Source organism: Streptomyces scopuliridis RB72 (genome assembly GCF_000718095.1).
GTDB classification, from domain to species: domain Bacteria; phylum Actinomycetota; class Actinomycetes; order Streptomycetales; family Streptomycetaceae; genus Streptomyces; species Streptomyces scopuliridis.
The window spans coordinates 36501-55144 of sequence record NZ_JOEI01000012.1 but is presented as its reverse complement, the minus strand read 5'-3'; the positions used below and the strand labels follow the sequence as shown (position 1 = coordinate 55144).

13 protein-coding genes are annotated in these 18644 nt (G+C 69.5%); 11 read left to right on the top strand and 2 right to left on the bottom strand.

The features are described 5' to 3' along the window. The first annotated feature begins 15 nt into the window (after positions 1–15). The 11 genes from IF11_RS36705 to IF11_RS0116465 all read left to right on the top strand — a co-directional run bounded on the left by IF11_RS36705 (position 16) and on the right by IF11_RS0116465 (position 15661). Positions 16–3588 carry an Rne/Rng family ribonuclease gene (locus tag IF11_RS36705; protein WP_425315192.1) on the top strand — a complete coding sequence of 1191 codons (3573 nt, stop codon included), beginning with the start codon at positions 16–18 and terminating at the stop codon, positions 3586–3588. 257 nt (positions 3589–3845) lie between these two features. Next, positions 3846–4166 (top strand): 50S ribosomal protein L21, encoded by a 321-nt coding sequence (gene rplU, locus IF11_RS0116510; protein ID WP_030352366.1) that lies wholly within the window; start codon positions 3846–3848, stop codon positions 4164–4166. A 14-nt stretch (positions 4167–4180) separates the two neighbouring features. Further along, the gene (rpmA, locus tag IF11_RS0116505; RefSeq protein WP_030352365.1) at positions 4181–4435 is read left to right on the top strand and encodes a 50S ribosomal protein L27; all 255 of its coding nucleotides are present in this window, start codon (positions 4181–4183) and stop codon (positions 4433–4435) included. Between the two features lie 129 nt (positions 4436–4564). Then, positions 4565–6001 (top strand): GTPase ObgE, encoded by a 1437-nt coding sequence (obgE, locus tag IF11_RS0116500; RefSeq protein WP_030352364.1) that lies wholly within the window; start codon positions 4565–4567, stop codon positions 5999–6001. Positions 6002–6324: 323 nt separating this feature from the next. Continuing rightward, positions 6325–7830, top strand: coding sequence for a bifunctional cytidylyltransferase/SDR family oxidoreductase (locus IF11_RS0116495; protein ID WP_030352363.1), 1506 nt, complete (start codon positions 6325–6327; stop codon positions 7828–7830). Between the two features lie 136 nt (positions 7831–7966). After that, entirely contained in the window at positions 7967–10072 is a 2106-nt protein-coding gene (locus IF11_RS0116490) for a hypothetical protein (protein ID WP_078490728.1), read from the top strand. A gap of 197 nt (positions 10073–10269) precedes the next feature. Then, positions 10270–11529, top strand: coding sequence for a glycosyltransferase family 2 protein (locus IF11_RS0116485; protein WP_030352361.1), 1260 nt, complete (start codon positions 10270–10272; stop codon positions 11527–11529). A 251-nt stretch (positions 11530–11780) separates the two neighbouring features. Next, on the top strand, positions 11781–12848 hold the full coding sequence (locus IF11_RS0116480; protein WP_030352360.1) for a glucose-1-phosphate thymidylyltransferase: 1068 nt from the start codon (positions 11781–11783) through the stop codon (positions 12846–12848). Beyond that, positions 12845–13831 carry a dTDP-glucose 4,6-dehydratase gene (gene rfbB, locus IF11_RS0116475; RefSeq protein WP_030352359.1) on the top strand — a complete coding sequence of 329 codons (987 nt, stop codon included), beginning with the start codon at positions 12845–12847 and terminating at the stop codon, positions 13829–13831. The genes IF11_RS0116480 and rfbB overlap by 4 nt, the downstream gene beginning before the upstream one ends. Further along, positions 13828–14709, top strand: coding sequence for a dTDP-4-dehydrorhamnose reductase (gene rfbD, locus IF11_RS0116470; protein ID WP_030352358.1), 882 nt, complete (start codon positions 13828–13830; stop codon positions 14707–14709). Before rfbB ends, rfbD begins: the two co-directional genes overlap by 4 nt. 157 nt (positions 14710–14866) lie before the next feature. Continuing rightward, complete coding sequence (locus IF11_RS0116465; RefSeq protein ID WP_030352357.1) at positions 14867–15661, top strand: O-methyltransferase; 795 nt, start codon at positions 14867–14869, stop codon at positions 15659–15661. A gap of 73 nt (positions 15662–15734) precedes the next feature. Here IF11_RS0116465 and rfbC read toward each other — a convergent pair whose 3' ends face one another. Further along, a complete protein-coding gene (gene rfbC, locus IF11_RS0116460; protein WP_030352356.1) occupies positions 15735–16334 on the bottom strand; it encodes a dTDP-4-dehydrorhamnose 3,5-epimerase in 600 nt (199 codons plus the stop codon). 62 nt (positions 16335–16396) lie between these two features. Beyond that, positions 16397–18412, bottom strand: coding sequence for a glycosyltransferase family 2 protein (locus IF11_RS36700; protein WP_240627791.1), 2016 nt, complete (start codon positions 18410–18412; stop codon positions 16397–16399). Positions 18413–18644: the final 232 nt, after the last annotated feature.

Below are 18644 nucleotides of genomic sequence, written 5' to 3'. Positions count from 1 at the left end.
GAGACGCCTGAGGCCGTGGAGCCTGCTGTGTCGGTGGAGGAGCCGGAGCCGGTGGTCGCGCCGCGTGCGCGCCGTCGGGCCACCCGTAAGACCGCCGCTCCCGAGCCCGTCGCCGTCGAGGCCGCCGCCACCGAGGTGCCCGAGGCCGCGGCTCCTGAGGCTCCGGCTCCTGAGGCCGTGGCTTCCGAGGAGAGCCCCGCCGAGGAGACGGCGCCGGCCGGCCGTACGCGCCGCCGCGCCACCCGCAGGGCCACCGCGCCCGCCGGTGCGCCCGCGCCCGAAGCAAACGCGAGCGCGAACGGCAACGGCAACGGAGCCTCGGCGGGCGAGAGCCTGCCGCAGGGCGCCGTCACGCAGATCGCCGCCGACGAGGCCGAGGTCGAGGCCGCCGAGAAGGCGGCCACGCGCGGCCGTACGCGCCGCCGCGCCGCCGCTCCGGAGACCGCCGCTGAGGAGAAGCCCGCGCCGAAGGCCGCGCAGAGCGAGACCGAGGCGCCCGAGCGCTCGCGTCGCCGCGCCACCCGGCCCGCCGTGGCCGTCTTCCGCGCGCCCGTCTTCACCGAGCCGATGTTCCAGACCCCGGAGACGGCCGCCGCCGCGGCCGCCGCCGTCACACCGGTGGACGACGCCGAGGACCTCGACGAGACCGAGGAAGAGACGCAGACCGCGGCGGTGCGCGAGCCCGGCGCCGCTCCGGAGCCCTCGGGCCGTCGCCGGCGTCGCCGTCGTGGCGAGCCCGCGGAGGCCGTGGAGGCCCCCCGGGCCGACGCGGAGGCACCGCGGGAGCACGCCGAGGAGACCACGGCCGAGGCCGACACGGAGCAGTCCGCCGAGGGCGACGACTCCGACGAGTACGAGGACCGCCCTTCGCGGCGCCGTCGCCGGGGCGGCCGTCGCCGTCGCCGCGGCGAGGCCGCGGACGCCGAGGAGACCACGGACGAGCAGGACGAGTCCGGGGCCCACGCCGAGGACGAGGACACCGGCAAGGACGGCGAGCGGGCCGAGCACGAGGAGGAGGACGAGGACCACGACGAGTCCGAGGCCCCCTCGGGCGGCGGCTCCTCCAGCAGCCGGCGCCGCCGTCGCAGGCGCCGTCGCAGCGGTGACGGCGGTTCCGAGGCCGAGGCCGGCGGGGACGACCCGGAGCGTACGGTCGTCAAGGTCCGCGAGCCGCGCAAGAAGGAAGAGCGCGACCTGAGCACCAGCTCCGACGAGGTGCAGTCCATCAAGGGCTCGACCCGTCTGGAGGCCAAGAAGCAGCGCCGCCGCGAGGGCCGCGAGCAGGGCCGCCGCAGGGTGCCGATCATCACCGAGGCGGAGTTCCTCGCGCGCCGCGAGGCCGTCGAGCGCGTGATGGTCGTCCGCCAGAACGGCGAGCGCACCCAGATCGGCGTCCTTGAGGACAACGTGCTCGTCGAGCACTACGTCAACAAGGAGCAGGCCACCAGCTACGTCGGCAATGTGTATCTGGGCAAGGTCCAGAACGTACTGCCGTCGATGGAGGCCGCGTTCGTCGACATCGGCAAGGGGCGCAACGCCGTCCTGTACGCCGGTGAGGTCAACTTCGAGGCGCTGGGCATGGCCAACGGCCCGCGCCGGATCGAGACCGCGCTCAAGTCCGGGCAGTCGGTGCTCGTGCAGGTCACGAAGGACCCGATCGGCCACAAGGGCGCGCGTCTGACCAGCCAGGTGTCGCTGCCCGGCCGCTATCTGGTCTATGTGCCCGAGGGCTCGATGACCGGCATCAGCCGCAAGCTGCCCGACACCGAGCGGTCCCGGCTGAAGACCATCCTGAAGAAGATCGTCCCCGAGGACGCGGGCGTCATCGTCCGTACGGCCGCGGAGGGCGCCAGCGAGGACGAGCTGCGCCGCGATGTCGAGCGGCTCCAGTCGCAGTGGGAGGACATCAAGAAGAAGTCGAAGAGCGGCAACGCCCCGACGCTTCTCTACGGTGAGCCCGACATGACCGTCCGGGTCGTCCGCGACATCTTCAACGAGGACTTCTCGAAGGTCATCGTCAGCGGTGACGAGGCGTGGCAGACCATCCGCGGCTATGTCGAGCATGTCGCGCCCGACCTCTCCGAGCGGCTGTCCCGCTGGACGAGCGAGGTCGACGTCTTCGCGACGTACCGCATCGACGAGCAGCTGATGAAGGCGCTGGACCGCAAGGTCTGGCTGCCGAGCGGTGGTTCGCTGGTGATCGACAAGACCGAGGCCATGATCGTGGTCGACGTCAACACCGGGAAGTTCACCGGCCAGGGCGGCAACCTCGAAGAGACCGTCACCAGGAACAACCTGGAGGCGGCCGAGGAGATCGTGCGCCAGCTGCGGCTGCGCGACCTGGGCGGCATCGTCGTCATCGACTTCATCGACATGGTGCTCGAATCCAACCGGGACCTGGTGCTGCGGCGACTGCTGGAGTGCCTGGGCCGGGACCGTACGAAGCACCAGGTCGCCGAGGTCACCTCGCTGGGCCTGGTGCAGATGACCCGTAAGCGGGTCGGCCAGGGTCTGCTGGAGTCCTTCTCCGAGACCTGTGTCCACTGCAACGGGCGCGGTGTGATCGTGCACATGGAGCAGCCCACGGCGCCCGGTGGCGGTGGCAACGGCAAGCGCTCCAAGAAGCGCGGTCGCGGCGGCGCCGGTACGGAGCACGAGCACGAGCACGTCGAGATCGCGGCGGAGACCGAGATCGAGACCGAGGCCGAGGTGGCGGCGGAGGTGGCGGCCCCGGTCGCCCTGGCCGAGCCGCTGTCGGACACGTTCGCGCCGGACGAGGAGCTGTTCAGCAGCGTGGCGGAGGCGGAGGCTTCCGTACGCGGCCGTTCGCGCCGCCGGGCGTCCCGCAAGGCGTCCGCCCCGGCGGGCTCGCCGAGGAGCGCCGAGCCGGAGCAGGTGCCGGCGCAGGTGGCCAGGACCGAGGCCCCGGCCGCCGAGACGCGCGTCGAGACGCCGGTGGAGACACCGGCACCGGCACCGGTACCGGACGTGGCTCCGGCCGCCGGACCGGAGGCGCCCGCCGAGGAGGCGGCCCCCAAGGGCCGTACGCGCCGCCGGGCCACGCGTAAGGCGACGGCCCCGGCCGGTTCGCCGAAGGCCGCCGACGCGGAGACCGTCGCCGAGGTGGTCCTGCCGGTGTCCGCCGAGCCCGAGACCGTACCCGAGCCGGTGGCGGCCGAGCCGGCCGTGGCTGAGGCGCCCGCCGCCGAAGAGGCGCCGGTCGCGGCTCCGCCCCGGGCGCGCCGCAGGGTGACCCGCAAGGTCACCGCTCCTGCCGGGTCGCCCTCGGGCGCAGAGGACGCGGCGATCGTCGTGGTGGAGTCGGCCGGGGCGGGGGAGCCGGTCACGGCCGAGGAGCCCGCCGCCGAGGAGCCCGCGGCCCCGGCCAAGAAGGCGGTCCGCAAGACCGCCAAGACCGCCAAGAAGGCCACCACGGCCAAGAAGACGGCCGCCAAGAAGACGACGACGGCGAAGAAGACCGCGGCGAAGAAGACGACGGCCAAGAAGACGGCCAAGTCGACGACGAAGAAGACCGCGGCGGCCGAGCGTACGACGCCCTCCGGCGTCACCGCCTCCACGGAGGACTGACGCCGTCGTCCTCCGGTCGCCGTACGGGCCGCGCATCGGCCCGTACGGCGACCGGGGACGCGGGGAGCTGGTTTGACCCCCTGTACAGGGGCCCCGTACTCTAAACCTTCGGTGTGTTCCTATGCGCGCCCACCTCTGAGCACCCACCTCCCGGATTTCCGGGGGAGGCCGCTCGTCCTGTCAGGAATCGCCACGGGCCCCGGCCCGTGCGAGCGGCTGGCATCAGAGGTTCCGTTCCGAGCGAGAGTGAGATCCGCGTGTACGCCATCGTGCGCAGCGGTGGTCGCCAGCACAAGGTTGCTGTCGGCGACATCGTTGAGGTTGACAAGATTCCCACTGCCAAGGTTGGCGACACGGTCGAGCTCTCGACCCTGCTCGTGGTCGACGGCGAGGCCGTCACCAGCGACCCGTGGGTGCTGGACGGCATCAAGGTCACGGCCGAGATCGTGGACCACCACAAGGGTGCGAAGATCGACATCCTTCGCTACAAGAACAAGACCGGCTACCGCCGTCGCCAGGGTCACCGTCAGCAGTACACGGCGATCAAGGTCACCGGTATCCCCGCGGCTGCGAAGTAAGGGACTGAGGAGACATGGCACACAAGAAGGGCGCATCGTCCACTCGGAACGGGCGCGATTCCAATGCTCAGCGGCTCGGCGTGAAGCGCTTCGGCGGTCAGGTCGTCAACGCCGGTGAGATCCTGGTCCGCCAGCGCGGCACGCACTTCCACCCGGGCTCCGGCGTCGGCCGTGGCGGCGACGACACGCTGTTCGCGCTGAACGCGGGCGCGGTGGAGTTCGGCACCAGCCGCGGCCGCAAGGTCGTGAACATCGTTCCGGTCGCCTGAGCACTGAGCATCAGGCGCCTGTAGCACGGTTTTTCGCGAGGGCGGACCTCACTTCCCGGTGACGGGAAGCGGGTCCGCCCTTCGCGTGTTGCACGTATGACATTTCCGTATGTACTGGAGGCAATCCCCATGACCACCTTCGTGGACCGCGTCGAGCTGCATGTCGCCGCGGGTAACGGAGGCCACGGCTGCGCCTCCGTACACCGTGAGAAGTTCAAGCCGCTCGGCGGACCCGACGGCGGCAACGGCGGCCGTGGCGGCGATGTCATCCTCGTCGTCGACCAGTCGGTGACGACGCTGCTCGACTACCACCACTCCCCGCACCGCAAGGCCACCAACGGCAAGCCGGGCGAGGGCGGCAACCGCTCGGGCAAGGACGGCCAGGACCTGGTCCTGCCGGTGCCCGACGGTACGGTCGTCCTCGACCGCAAGGGCAATGTCCTGGCCGACCTGGTCGGGGAGGGCACCACGTACGTCGCCGCCGAGGGCGGCCGCGGCGGTCTCGGCAACGCGGCGCTGGCCTCGGCCCGCCGTAAGGCCCCCGGCTTCGCCCTGCTCGGTGAGCCGGGCCGCAGCGGCGATGTCGTGCTGGAGCTGAAGACGGTCGCCGATGTGGCGCTCGTCGGCTACCCGAGCGCCGGCAAGTCCTCGCTGATCTCCGTGCTCTCGGCGGCCAAGCCCAAGATCGCGGACTACCCGTTCACCACGCTCGTCCCCAACCTGGGTGTGGTGACGGCGGGTTCCACCGTCTACACCATCGCGGACGTGCCCGGTCTGATCCCGGGCGCCAGCCAGGGCCGCGGTCTGGGCCTTGAGTTCCTGCGCCATGTCGAGCGCTGCTCCGTGCTCGTGCATGTGCTGGACACGGCCACGCTGGAGTCCGACCGCGACCCGGTGACCGACCTCGATGTGATCGAGGAGGAACTGGCGCAGTACGGCGGTCTCGACAACCGGCCGCGGATCGTCGTCCTCAACAAGATCGACATCCCGGACGGCAAGGATCTCGCCGAGATGATCCGGCCGGACCTGGAGAAGCGCGGCTACCGCGTCTTCGAGGCCTCGGCCGTGGCCCATCTGGGCCTCAAGGAACTGTCCTTCGCGCTCGCCGAGATCATCGCCAAGGCCCGCGCGGACAAGCCCAAGGAGGAGGCGACCCGGATCGTCATCCGCCCGAAGGCCGTCGACGACGCGGGCTTCACCGTCTCCCTGGAGGACGACGGGCTCTACCGGGTGCGCGGCGAGAAGCCCGAACGCTGGGTCCGCCAGACCGACTTCAGCAACGACGAGGCCGTCGGCTATCTCGCGGACCGGCTCAGCCGGCTCGGGGTCGAGGAGCAGCTGATGAAGGCCGGCGCGCGGTCGGGCGACGGGGTGGCCATCGGGCCCGAGGACGACGCGGTCGTCTTCGACTGGGAGCCGACGATGATGGCGGGCGCGGAGATGCTCGGCCGCCGCGGTGAGGACCACCGTCTTGAGGCACCCCGTCCGGCGGCGCAGCGGCGCAGGGACCGGGACGCCGAACGGGACGAGGCGCAGCGCGCGTACGACGAGTTCGACCCCTTCTAGTGCCCCTCCCGGCAGCCGCGAGTTCCTGTCGCCGGCCCGGGTGATCACGGCTCTTCTCCGTGGTCACCCGGGCCGTTGTCGCGGTGGGTGAGCACGGCGTCGCGTCGCGTAGGCTCTCATATGGGAGCCCCCGTGCTCCGACGTGAAACTTATGTGGTGTCCTTCACGTACGACTCCCGGCGCCGCACCACTGGCGCACTGGTCTTCGCAGGTGAATCAGGGGTTGCGTACCGGTGTCGCGGGGTTGTGGTCCACCTTGCACGACGATTGCCGCGGGTGGGACCATCGCTACATCCTCTGAGCCCGCAAGGTAGGTCAGTCCTGTGTCTGCAACATCCGCGTCGCCCACGAAGTCCCGCACCACCGCCGTCGTCCTGGCGGGCGGCACCGGTCAGCGTGTGGGCCTGTCGATCCCGAAGCAGTTGCTGAAGATCGCGGGGAAGGCGGTCATCGAGCACACGCTGTCGATCTTCGAGCGGAGCGACTCGATCGACGATGTGATCGTGCTGATGGCGCCGGGCTATGTGCCCGACGTGGAGAAGATCGTCGCGAAGGCCGGACTGACCAAGGTCACCCGGATCATCGAGGGCGGCGCGACCCGGAACGAGACCACCGAGCGCGCCATCGCGGCCCTGGGCGAGGGCCTGGCCGCGGGCGAGGACCGCAACGTCCTGTTCCACGACGCCGTGCGCCCGCTGCTGTCGCACCGCGTGATCAAGGACTGTGTGGACGCGCTGGAGCGCTACCAGGCCGTGGACGTCGCCATCCCGTCCGCGGACACGATCATCGTGACCCGTACGCACGGCGGCGACGGCGAGTTCATCACGGACGTCCCCGACCGGTCGCGGCTGCGGCGCGGCCAGACCCCGCAGGCGTTCAAGCTCTCCACCATCCGCAGGGCGTACGAGGTCGCCGCGGGCGACCCCAACTTCCAGGCCACCGACGACTGTTCGGTGGTGCTGAAGTACCTGCCGGACGTGCCGATCTATGTCGTCGCGGGCGACGAGTACAACATGAAGGTCACGCAGCCGGTCGATGTGTTCATCGCCGACAAGCTCTTCCAGCTGGCCTCCGCCGCCGCTCCGCAGCAGTCCTCGGACGACTCCTACCGTGAGCTGCTGGCCGGCAAGACCCTGGTCGTCTTCGGCGGCTCGTACGGCATCGGCGCGGACATCGCGCAGCTCGCCGAGTCCTTCGGCGCCACGGTGTACGCGCTGGGCCGCTCCACCACCGGTACGCATGTCGAGAACCCCGAGCATGTCGACGACGCGCTCTCGCGCGCCTACGCCGAGACCGGCCGGATCGACTACGTGATCAACACCGCGGGTGTGCTGCGCATCGGCAAGCTGGCCGAAACGGACAACACCACCATCCAGGAAGCGCTGAACGTCAACTACCTGGCGCCGGTGCAGATCGCGCGTGCCTCGTACAAGTATCTGGTGGAGACCAAGGGCCAGCTGCTGCTCTACACCTCCAGCAGCTACACCCGGGGCCGCGCGGAGTACAGTCTCTACTCGTCCACGAAGGCGGCCATGGTGAATCTCACCCAGGCGCTCTCCGACGAATGGGCCGGCGAGGGAATCCGAGTGAATTGCGTGAATCCGGAGCGCACCGCGACTCCCATGCGCACCAAGGCATTCGGCCAGGAGCCGGAGGGCTCGCTGCTCTCCTCCGAGGCGGTCGCCAGGACCTCCCTCGATGTGCTGCTCTCCGAGCTGACCGGCCATGTCATCGACGTACGGCAGCAGGACCCGACCCGGGGCGCCTCCGAGGCCTCGGACTTCGAGCAGGCTCTGGCCGCTGTCCTGGACCGTCAGGAAGATGTGTAATAATTCTTGACAATCTTTGACACGGGCCTCTGTGGTCGCCGACGCGCGAACCATGGAGGCCCGAGTTCGTGAAGTTCTCTCTTCACATTTTCGTCGCAAGGTCCTATCAGCCGGCACGGTCTGGAGCAGGTATTCCGTGATTTCGACAGCCATTCGCCTGGCCCGGGTGGGCAGCGGATCAGAGCTGGCAGCCGCACTTCTTCTGGGTCTGAGTTTCCCGTGCGTCATGCTCGCCGCGATAATTCCCGATGTCTGGTTCTTCGCCGCGGCCGCGGCGGTGAGCTATCTCGCGGACACGTATCTGCACCAGCGCGGCAGCTATCTGGTGAACCGGCTCGCCAAGGTGCGGGCCGGTCTGTCGATCCGCTTCCTGATCCGGCAGATGCTGCTGGTGCTGCTGGTCGCGCGCTCGGGCCTCGGTGAGGACCGGATCTTCTATGTGACCGTCGTCGCCGTCCTGATGTTCTACGGGCTCCAGGCGCCGCACGGCGCGATCGTCACCCTGCTCCGGCTGCGCCGCAGGCTGCCCGTGGTCACCCGCAATATCGACCTCGGCGCCATCCGGATCCCCAACGCCCCGCCGCGCTGGCTGCTCAGCCGCTCCGCCGAGAAGATGCTCCACCTGGACATCTTCGCCATGGTCGGCGTGATCATCACGCTCCAGACCCGCGACAACCTCTACGGCTTCGCCGGGCTCGGCCTCAGCGTGCTCCTCGCCGTCGGCTATATCGTCGCGCTGCTGCCGTATCTGCGGCCGAGCCGGCTCGTGCCCAACGCCGAGAAGGTGCTCAAGGCGGTGGACGGCTGGCTGGCCGACTACCGGCCGACCGTGATGCTGTACTTCTCCGGCTCCAAGGAGTCCGCGTACCAGGTCAACATGTGGCTGGAGACGATGGGACAGCTCGACGGGCGACCGCTGATCGTCCTGCGCGAGCGCGCCATCGCGCAGCAGCTGGGCCCGACGGCCGTGCCGGTGCTCTGCGTCCCCGGCGGCGTGCATCTGATGAATCTGGATCTCTCGATGGTCCGGGTCGCGCTGTACGCGGCCAACGTCGGCAAGAACATCCATATGCTGCGCGTCCCGACCATGAAGCATGTCTTCATCGGGCACGGCGACAGCGACAAGCTGGCCAGCGTCAACCCGTTCAGCAAGGCGTACGACGAGGTGTGGACCGCGGGCCGGGCCGGACGCGACCGGTACGCGCTGGCCGATGTCGGGGTGCGGGACGAGGACATCGTCGAGGTGGGCCGCCCGCAGCTGGCCCCGATCGAGTCGGCGAGCGGCTCGACGAAGAACCCCATCCCCACGGTGCTGTACGCGCCCACGTGGGAGGGCTGGGACGACAGCCCCGGCAACACCTCGCTCCTGCTGGCCGGCGAGAACATCGTCAAGCGGCTGCTGAAGGCCGAGCGTCCTGTCCGGGTGCTGTACAAGCCGCACCCCTTCACCGGTACGCGCAGTGCCAAGGCGAAGGCCGTGCACGAGCGGATCATCGCGCTGGTCGAGAAGGCCGCCGCCGAGCGCGCCACCGACGCCCGCTGGGCCCAGGACGCGGCCGGGCTCCGCGAGGAGCAGAGCGCGGCGCGGACCGAGCTGGCCCGGATCGGCGCGCGGCTGACCGAGCTGTCCGGCGGGGCCGACGCGAGCAGGGACGAGGCGGAGGAGTCGCGCGACTCCAAGGCCGACCCGGCCAGGCAGGCGGAGCTGACGCGGCTGAGGCGCGAGTGGAACGGCGCGTACTGGCGTTCCTTCGGCTGGTGGGAGCACCGGGTCATCAGCGGCTCGGAGCCGGCGCTGTACGACTGCTTCAACGAGTCGGACGCCATGGTCTCCGACATCTCCAGCGTCGTGTCGGACTACATCGCGAGCGGCAAGCCGTACGCGGTCACCGACTCGGCGGAGCTGGGCGCGGAGGAGTTCAAGCGGCAGAACACCGCCGTACGGGCCGCCGTGATCCTCTCCAACAGCGCCAAGGAGCTGGACCAGCTGCTCGCCGCGGTCGCGGACCCGTCCGCCGATCCGCTGGCCGAGGCCCGTCATGAGCTGAAGCGCTATCTGCTGGGTCCGGACGAGCCGACCTCGATCGAGCAGTTCGACGCGGCGACGCGGGCGCTGGCGGCGAAGTCGCTGGCCCGCAATGTGGGGGTCGAGCAGCGGCTCTCGGAGCCGGAGGCGGCCCCCGCGCCGGACGACTCCGCGCCGTCCCAGCCCCGGGCCGAGGACTCGCCCGTGGGGGGCTGAGCCCCCGGCTACAGAGGCGATCGGGCCCGGCAGGGCGCCTATGGGCGTACTGCCGGGCCTTTGCCATGTCCGCCGCTTGCACATCGCCATGTACGCCGCCATGTGCGCGGGGCCGGCATGCGGATGTGGCGGGCGTCACACACACTGGTGATCGAAGGGAGACAACCAACTTTCGATGGCACTTGTCTTGAATTGCGATGAACACTAAGTCTGTTCCTGACGTCAGTGTGATCGTCGGGGCATATGAAGCAATGCCCTATCTGATCCGCTGCCTGGAGTCGGTCGAGGCCCAGACGCTGGGGCCCGATCGCATCGAGATCGTCGCCATCGACGACGGCTCGACCGACGGCACGGGCGAATACCTGGAGGCGTTCGCCGCGCGGACGACGATCCCGACCAGAGTGGTGCGCCAGGCCAACTCGGGCGGTCCCAGCGGGCCGCGCAACGTCGGACTCGGCATGGCGCGCGGCCGGTACGTCTTCTTCCTCGACGCCGATGACTACTTCGCCGACGAATCGCTGGAGCGCATGGTCGCCATGGCCGACCGCGCAGGCACCGACGTGGTGCTCGGCAAGGTCGAGGGCGTGAACCGAGGCGCTCCCGGCTCGATGTGGAACCGTACGGCCGAGCGCGTCGACATCTACACCTCACAGGTCATCTACACGCTGAGCGCGCAGAAGCTCTTCCGCCGCGAGCTGATCGAGCGGCTGGGGCTGCGGTTCGACGAGACGCTGAAGACCGGTGAGGACGCCCTGTTCACGATGGAGGCGTACATCCGGGGCAACGGTGTCTCGGTGATCGCCGACTACACCTGCTACTACCTGGTCGGCCGCGACGACGGCAAGCACGTGACCAAGACCGGCAGCTACGCACTCCGGTTCGAGGCCACGGGCGCTCTCATGGCGCTCATCACCGCGCTGGTTCCGGCCGGTCCGAAGCGCGACCGGCTGATGGTCAGACCCTTCACGGTCGGACTGATCCAGCAGTTCGGCCACGGGACGCTCAAGCAGCCCGAGCGGATCGGACGGCACAAGCTGGAGCTGGCGGCGCCGCTGATGGAGCGGTACTGGACCCCCGGCGTGGCCGCGCGCATCAAGGTCAACGAACGGCTGCGGCTGGAGTGCGTCGCCCTGGGCCGGCTCGATCTGCTGGCGGACATGCTGGCCTTCATCAGGGCCGGGACCGTGCCCGAGGTGGTCCACCGGGGCCGCGCCCGTACGCCGTATCTCGTCTTCCCGCACTTCGGCGACAAGCGGAGCGGCCTCCAGGACGCGTCGTACGAGGTGACCGTGCCCGACTGGCTCGGCAAACCGGGGCTGCGGCGCATCGAGGCGCCCAAGGCCGTACGCCGGCGCAAGTCGCTGACACGCAGGGTGGCGCGCCGGGTGCGCACCCAGTTACGGACCCTGACCGCGCTGAGGTCGCACGGTCCGGCGCCAACCAGGCTCGAACGGTGAGGAGTTGGGCGGTGCGGAGGGTGGTGCGGCGGTGGCGCGGCGGGCGGTACGGCGATAAGGGCCCGCGCGTCCGCCCGCGCGGGGCCGGTGAGTGCACATCCGCGCACGCCCGAGCGCCCTTTCGCGCACCCCGTTTGCACCGGTTCACTCTCCTGAGGTGACCAGCGGCGGGCCGCACCGGAAATCGTAGGTAAAATCGGACTGTCGGGCGACGCCCGGACAGCATCGGAATCTCAGCAGGGATAGGGATAGTGAAGGCTCTCGTACTGTCCGGCGGGGCGGGTACCCGTCTGCGCCCCATCACACACACCTCAGCGAAACAGCTGGTCCCCGTGGCCAACAAGCCCGTGCTCTTCTACGGGCTCGAAGCCATCGCCGAAGCGGGGATCACCGAGGTCGGCGTGATCGTCGGCGACACCGCGCAGGAGATCCGCGAGGCGGTCGGTGACGGCTCGCAGTTCGGCATAAAGGTCACCTACCTCCAGCAGGACGCCCCCCTCGGACTGGCGCACGCCGTCCTCATCGCCCGTGAGTTCCTGGGCGAGGACGACTTCGTGATGTACCTCGGTGACAACTTCATCGTCGGTGGCATCACGGGCCTGGTCGACGGCTTCCGCGAGGACCGCCCCGAGGCGCAGATCCTGCTCACGAAGGTCCCCAACCCCACCTCCTTCGGCGTGGCCGAACTCGACGGCGCGGGCAGGGTGGTGGCCCTGGAGGAGAAGCCCAAGGAGCCGAAGAGCGATCTCGCGCTCGTCGGTGTCTATCTCTTCACCCCGGCCATCCATGAGGCCGTGCGCTCGATCGAGCCCTCCTGGCGCGGTGAGTTGGAGATCACACACGCCATCCAGTGGCTGATCGACCAGCAGCGCGATGTCCGCTCCACGACCATCTCCGGTTACTGGAAGGACACCGGCAATGTCGCCGACATGCTGGAGGTCAACCGCTCGGTGCTGGAGACCGTCGAGCCGTGCCGTGACGGCAGCGTCGACGAGGCGACGGAGATCATAGGGCGGGTCAGGATCGAGAAGGGCGCGCGGGTCACCGGCAGCCGGATCGTCGGTCCCGCGATCATCGGCGCGGACACGGTGATCAGCGACGCCTATATCGGTCCCTTCACCTCGGTCTCCGAAGGGTGCAGGATCGAGGACAGCGAGATCGAGTACTCCATCGTTCTGCGGGGTTCCTCGCTCACCGGCGTGCGCCGGGTGGAGGCATCGCTGATCGGCCGCGATGTCGAGATCACCCCCGCGCCCCGTAACCCGTCCGCCCACCGACTCGTCCTCGGTGACCACAGCAAGGTGCAGATCTCTTCATGACCGACAGGATTCTCGTGACCGGCGGTGCCGGTTTCATCGGCTCGCACTACGTCCGTACGGTCCTGGGCCCCCAGGGCCCCGGCGATGTCGAGCTGACCGTGCTCGACAAGCTCACCTACGCGGGCAACCCGGCCAACCTCGACGAGGTCCGCGACCACCCCGGGTTCTCCTTCGTCCAGGGCGACATCTGCGACCCCGAGCTGGTCGCCAAGCTGATGGCCGAGCACGACCAGGTGGTGCACTTCGCCGCGGAGTCGCATGTGGACCGCTCCATCGACGGCGGCGCGGAGTTCGTCCGTACGAACGTCGTGGGCACGCACACGCTGATCGACGCCGCGCACCGCGCTGGCGTGAAGACCTTCGTGCATATCTCCACCGACGAGGTCTACGGCTCGATCGACGAGGGCTCCTGGCCCGAGACCCACCCGCTGGAGCCCAACTCGCCGTACTCCTCGGCGAAGGCGTCCAGCGATCTGATCGCCCTCTCGTACCACCGCACGCACGGCCTCGATGTGCGGGTGACCCGCTGCTCCAACAACTACGGGCACCACCACTTCCCCGAGAAGGTCATCCCGCTGTTCATCACGAACCTGCTGGACGGCAAGAAGGTCCCGCTGTACGGCGACGGCGGCAACATCCGCGACTGGCTGCACATCGACGACCATGTGCAGGGCATCGAGCTGGTCCGTACGAAGGGCCGGGCCGGTGAGGTCTACAACATCGGCGGCGGCACGGAGCTGTCCAACAAGGAGCTGACCGGGCTTCTGCTGGAGGCCTGCGGAGCGGACTGGGACACCAGCGTCGAGTACGTCACCGACCGCAAGGGCCACGACCGCCGCTACTCCGTGGACTGCTCCAAGATCCGTACGGAGCTGGGGTACGAGCCCCGCAAGGACTTCGCCGCGGGCCTCGCGGAGACCGTGGAGTGGTACCGCGAGAACCGTGCCTGGTGGGAGCCGCTGAAGGGGCGTGCCGCGCTGTGAGCCGCTGGCTCGTCACCGGCGCCGGCGGCATGCTCGGCCAGGATCTGCTGGCCCGCCTCGCCACGGCCGGGGAGAGCGCGGCCGGCCTGGACCGTACCGCGCTGGACATCACGGACCCCGGCGCGGTGCGCACCGCGCTGGAGACCCATACGCCGGACGTCGTGGTCAACTGCGCCGCCTGGACGGCCGTGGACGACGCCGAGGCCAAGGAGGCCGAGGCGCTCGCCGTCAACGGCACCGGCCCCCGGGTGCTCGCCGAGGCGTGCGAGGCGTCCGGCGCCGTCCTGATCCAGGTCTCCACGGACTATGTCTTCGCCGGTGACGCCCGGATGCCGTACGGCGAGGACGACCCCACGGCCCCGCGCAGCGCCTACGGCCGCACCAAGCTGGCCGGGGAGCGCGCGGTCCTGGACACCCTCCCGGAGACCGGTTTCGTGGTCCGTACGGCCTGGCTGTACGGCGCGGGCGGCGGCAACTTCGTCCGGACGATGATCAAGCTGGAGGGGATCAAGGACACCCTGGACGTGGTGGACGACCAGCTCGGCCAGCCCACCTGGACCGGCGACCTCGCGGACCGGCTGGTCCTGCTGGGTCTGGCGGCCCTCGCGGGGACGGCCCCGGCCGGGGTCTACCACGGCACCAGCGGCGGCGAGACGACCTGGTTCGGCTTCACCAGGGAGATCTTCCGGCTGCTCGGCGCGGACCCGGAGCGGGTCCGTCCGACCACCAGCGAGGCGTTCGTACGCCCCGCGCCCCGGCCCGCGTACAGCGTGCTGGGACACGAACGGTGGAAGGCCGCCGGGATCGAACCGATCCGTGACTGGCGTACGGCGCTTGCCGAGGCGTTCCCCGCGCTGGTCCGGGCCGAGCGGGGCTAGGTCCTGTCCGGCCGGACAGGACCTAGAGCCCGCTGGACAGGCCCTGAGCGCCAAATGGGTGTTACTGGCCAGTAGATGTTTACGTACAACCTGTGGGCCCACTAAGTTCACTGAGAATCAATCCCTGGTTGTTGATTCTCAGTGAAGGGCCCCTTACGTGGATCGCCACGGCTTCCTGCGCCAACTGCACCGTGTGTACAAGCCCCGCACCTACTTGGAAATCGGGGTAAATGACGGCCGCAGTCTGGCGCTGTCCCGGGTTCCGTCGGTCGCGGTCGACCCGGCTTTCCGGGTCGTCACGGACATCAGCTGCGATGTCCATCTGGTCAAGGCCACCAGCGACGATTTCTTCGCCCGCAAGGATCCCTTGATCCATCTGCGCAACGGCCGCAACCCGTTCCGCGCGCTCGCCCGGCGTGACCCGGTCAATCTCTTCGGCGGCGACCCGAAGCTGGAGCTGTCGTTCATCGACGGCATGCATCTCTTCGAGTACGCGCTGCGCGACTTCATGAACGTCGAGAAGCACTCCCGCTGGTCCAGCGTGATCGTCCTGGACGACATGCTGCCGCGGGACGTCGACGAGGCCGCGCGCGACCGGCACACCAAGTTCTGGGCCGGAGACGTCTACAAGGTGGCCACGGTCCTGCGGCGGTACCGCCCCGACCTGCTGGTCGTCGACGTCGACACCGAGCCGACCGGGGTGGTGGCCATCTTCGGCGCCAACCCGGAGAGCACGGTGCTGAAGGACGCGTACGACAAGATCATCGAGGAGTACGTCGTACCGGACCCGCAGGACGTGCCCGAGGAGGTGCTCGTCCGCAAGAACGCGGTACGGCCCGAGGCGCTGCTCGGGGCCGGGTTCTGGCCCGCTCTGGCCCGCGCCCGCAATCTGCGCCGCTCGCGGTCGGCCTTCGCGCCGCTGCGCCGGCAGATCGCGGCGGTCTCCGGCTGATCCGGCGGACCGTACGGAAGGGGCCCGGGCGATTCATGATCGCCCGGGCCCCTTCCGTATGCGCCTGTACGACTCAGCCGCGGGCGGCCAGCTCGGTGTAGTACGCCGTGCACTCCTCGTACGACGGGAGCAGGCCCTGGGCCTCGGCCTCCGCGAGGGTCGGCGCCGCCGCGTCCTTGTCGGAGAGCAGCGGGGTGATGCCCTCGGGCCACTCGATACCGAGCGCCGGGTCCAGCGGGTTGATGCCGTGCTCACGCCCGGGGGCGTATCCCTCGGAGCAGAGATAGACCACCGTCGCGTCGTCCGTCAGCGCCATGAACGCGTGGCCGAGCCCCTCGGCGAGATAGACGGCGTGGTGATCCACATCGTCCAGCCGCACCGCCTCCCACTGCCGGTACGTGGGGGAGCCGACCCGGATGTCCACGATGACGTCGAGGACCGCGCCGCGAACACACTTCACGTACTTGGCCTGGCTGGGCGGCACATCGGCGAAGTGGATCCCGCGCAGCGTGCCGCGGCTGGACACCGAGCAGTTCGCCTGGGCGAGGTTCAGCGGGTGGCCGGCCGCCTCGGTGAAGTCCGAGGCCTTGAACCACTCGTGGAAGCTGCCACGGCTGTCCGGGAAGATCTTCGGTTCATGTACCCAGGCGCCTGCGACCGAGAGCTGCCGCATGTGATCACGTCCTTGTTCTGTGTGCTTGTCGCTCATTGCTCGGGAGAAGAGGGCGACGCCGGTCAGAGACGGGCGGCGAGCCGACGCACCTTCTTGCGCGCCGAGGAGGGCAGCCGGCGCACGATCGGACCGCCGGCCGAGCGGAGCACCCGGCGCAGCGTCGCCCGGCGGCGCTTCACCGTCACCACCCTGACGAGAAGAGGATCGACCGTCTCCAGACCGCTCTGCTCCAGCCGGATCCGGCCGCCCTGGGCCACGGGCACCTCGCAGAGCGGCAGCACGGGGCCCTTCGGACCGTCCAGCCGCACCGACAGCTGCGCCTGCCCGGCCGGCAGGTCCGGCACCCGGGCGGGGACACCGAGGTGGGCCCGGCCGTGGTCGGGACGGAGCGTGGACGGCGCGGTCATGGCGTTGCCGTCCGCCGGGGTCAGCACCAACTCGACCGCCTGCGAACCGGACTTGGTGCCGGTGAACACATCGAGGCGCAGCTCGGGACGGCTGCCGGGCATCCGCCGCACGGGCCGGTCCGCGAGATAGGTGGCCATCTTCTTGGCCCGGCCCGCGACATCGAGGGTCAGGTTGCCGTGCGGGTCGGTGAAGTACGGGATCACCGGCCGCGCGGGCGAACCGAGCAGCGCGGGCAGGCACTTGGCGTCGACCGACGTGGCGCGGTCCGCGCCGAGCCTGGCCTTCCGTACCAGCCCGAGTCCGCGCAGCGGCACCCAGATGTCCCAGAAGCCGCGGGAGACCCGGCCGCGGCCCTTGACCGCCTCGCTGGTGACCACGCCGGTGCCGTGCAGGACGACCTCGTACGTGTCGTCGCCCAGCGCCTCGACCTTGGCGGTGAACTCCGCGACGCACGGCCACTCGACGGCGGTCTCGCGGTTACGCAGCGAGACCTCGCCCTTGAAGCTGTCCATGTCGTCGGTGACATCGAGGAGTTCGCCGTCAGGCAGCAGCCCCTCGGTGATGTCCGGGTGCAGGAAGTAGCGCTTGTCGCGGCGGACCAGCCGCAGCGGCTCCGTGTCCTCGCCGTGGACGAGGCGGCCGGTCACGGTGATCGCGGCCGTGCCGTCCGGCTGCCAGTCGAAGTCCTCCAGCCGGGCCGCGCCCTTCACCGACTTGGCGAACCGGGCGATCTTCACCAGCCCCTGGCGGTCGTCGGCGCGCAGCAGGGTGGAGCGGAGTCTGACCAGCGAACCGAGGCCGTTGTGCACGCCGTCGTGCATGAACTCCTCGGCGAGCGGACGGATCGCGTCGCACATCTCGTCGAGGTACTCGGGCGTGTAGTTGACCACGGACGGCTCGCTCAGCCGGCCGAGCATCTCGACCCGGTAGAAGCGCCGCAGCAGCCGGTCCCGGAATTCACCCGGTTCGGTGTTCTCCACGACGACCTTGAGGACCTCGCGCAGGTTGCCGTAGTAGCCGGCCGGAACGATCTTGGCGGAGCCGGCGTTCTGGCCGTCGTCCCGCTTCGAGTAGTAGTAGCAGGTGTAACTCCCCAGGATCGATACGACCTTGGCGGGGAAATACGCCTGCATCATGTACAGCTGGTCCTCCAGGCGCCGCTTGCCCTCGGGGTACGCGATGCCGTTCTCGCGCAGGAACTCCGTACGGAACATCTTGTGCGGGGTGAGGCTGTCGTACAGCGGCGCATTGCTCAGATCACACTTCTCGCGGTTCTTCTTGAACACGCCGTGCGGGACGCCGCGGAAATTGGACGCGACCTTGCCGATCACGATGTCGGAGCCGTTGCGGTGACCCATCTCATACAGGCGTCGCAGCGCGTCGGACGCCATGTGGTCGTCCTGGTCCACGAACTGGACGTACTCACCCTTGGCCTCGGCGACACCGATGTTCCTCGGCTTGCCGGGCCAGCCCGAGTTGGGGATGTGGATCACCCGGAAATGAGGGTGCTCGGCCGCCAGCTTGTCCAGGCGGGCCGGGCTGTCGTCGGTCGACCCGTCGTTCACGAAGAGCACTTCGAAGTCCGCGGCCGGCAGCGTCTGGGCCAGCAGTGAATCGATGCAGGGGTCGATGTACTTACCCGGGTTGTACACCGGAATGACGACGCTCACTTTTACTGGCATTACTGATGGCCCATCTCGTGTGTGGTTGCGCGGGGGGTACAAGTGGGGGGAGTCGCCGCCATCGGCGAGCACGCGGGCGCCGTGGAGGCCAGCTTATCCCTGCCCGGGCGGGAACGTTTCCCGACTGTTGTTACACCTGACAGACTGTCTTCACCGGCATCCGGTTGTGCCGGAGTCGCGGGTTTGACGCGGAGACCGGCCCACCGGCCGCGTCCCACCC

What these genes read in the sequence shown, in the direction of transcription:
- rpmA (WP_030352365.1), top strand. Translation starts at nt 4,181, where the DNA reads ATGGCACACAAGAAGGGCGCATCGTCCACTCGGAACGGGCGCGATTCC.
- rfbB (WP_030352359.1), top strand. Translation starts at nt 12,845, where the DNA reads ATGACCGACAGGATTCTCGTGACCGGCGGTGCCGGTTTCATCGGCTCG.
- IF11_RS0116485 (WP_030352361.1), top strand. Translation starts at nt 10,270, where the DNA reads ATGAACACTAAGTCTGTTCCTGACGTCAGTGTGATCGTCGGGGCATAT.
- obgE (WP_030352364.1), top strand. Translation starts at nt 4,565, where the DNA reads ATGACCACCTTCGTGGACCGCGTCGAGCTGCATGTCGCCGCGGGTAAC.
- rfbC (WP_030352356.1), bottom strand. Translation starts at nt 16,334, where the DNA reads ATGCGGCAGCTCTCGGTCGCAGGCGCCTGGGTACATGAACCGAAGATC.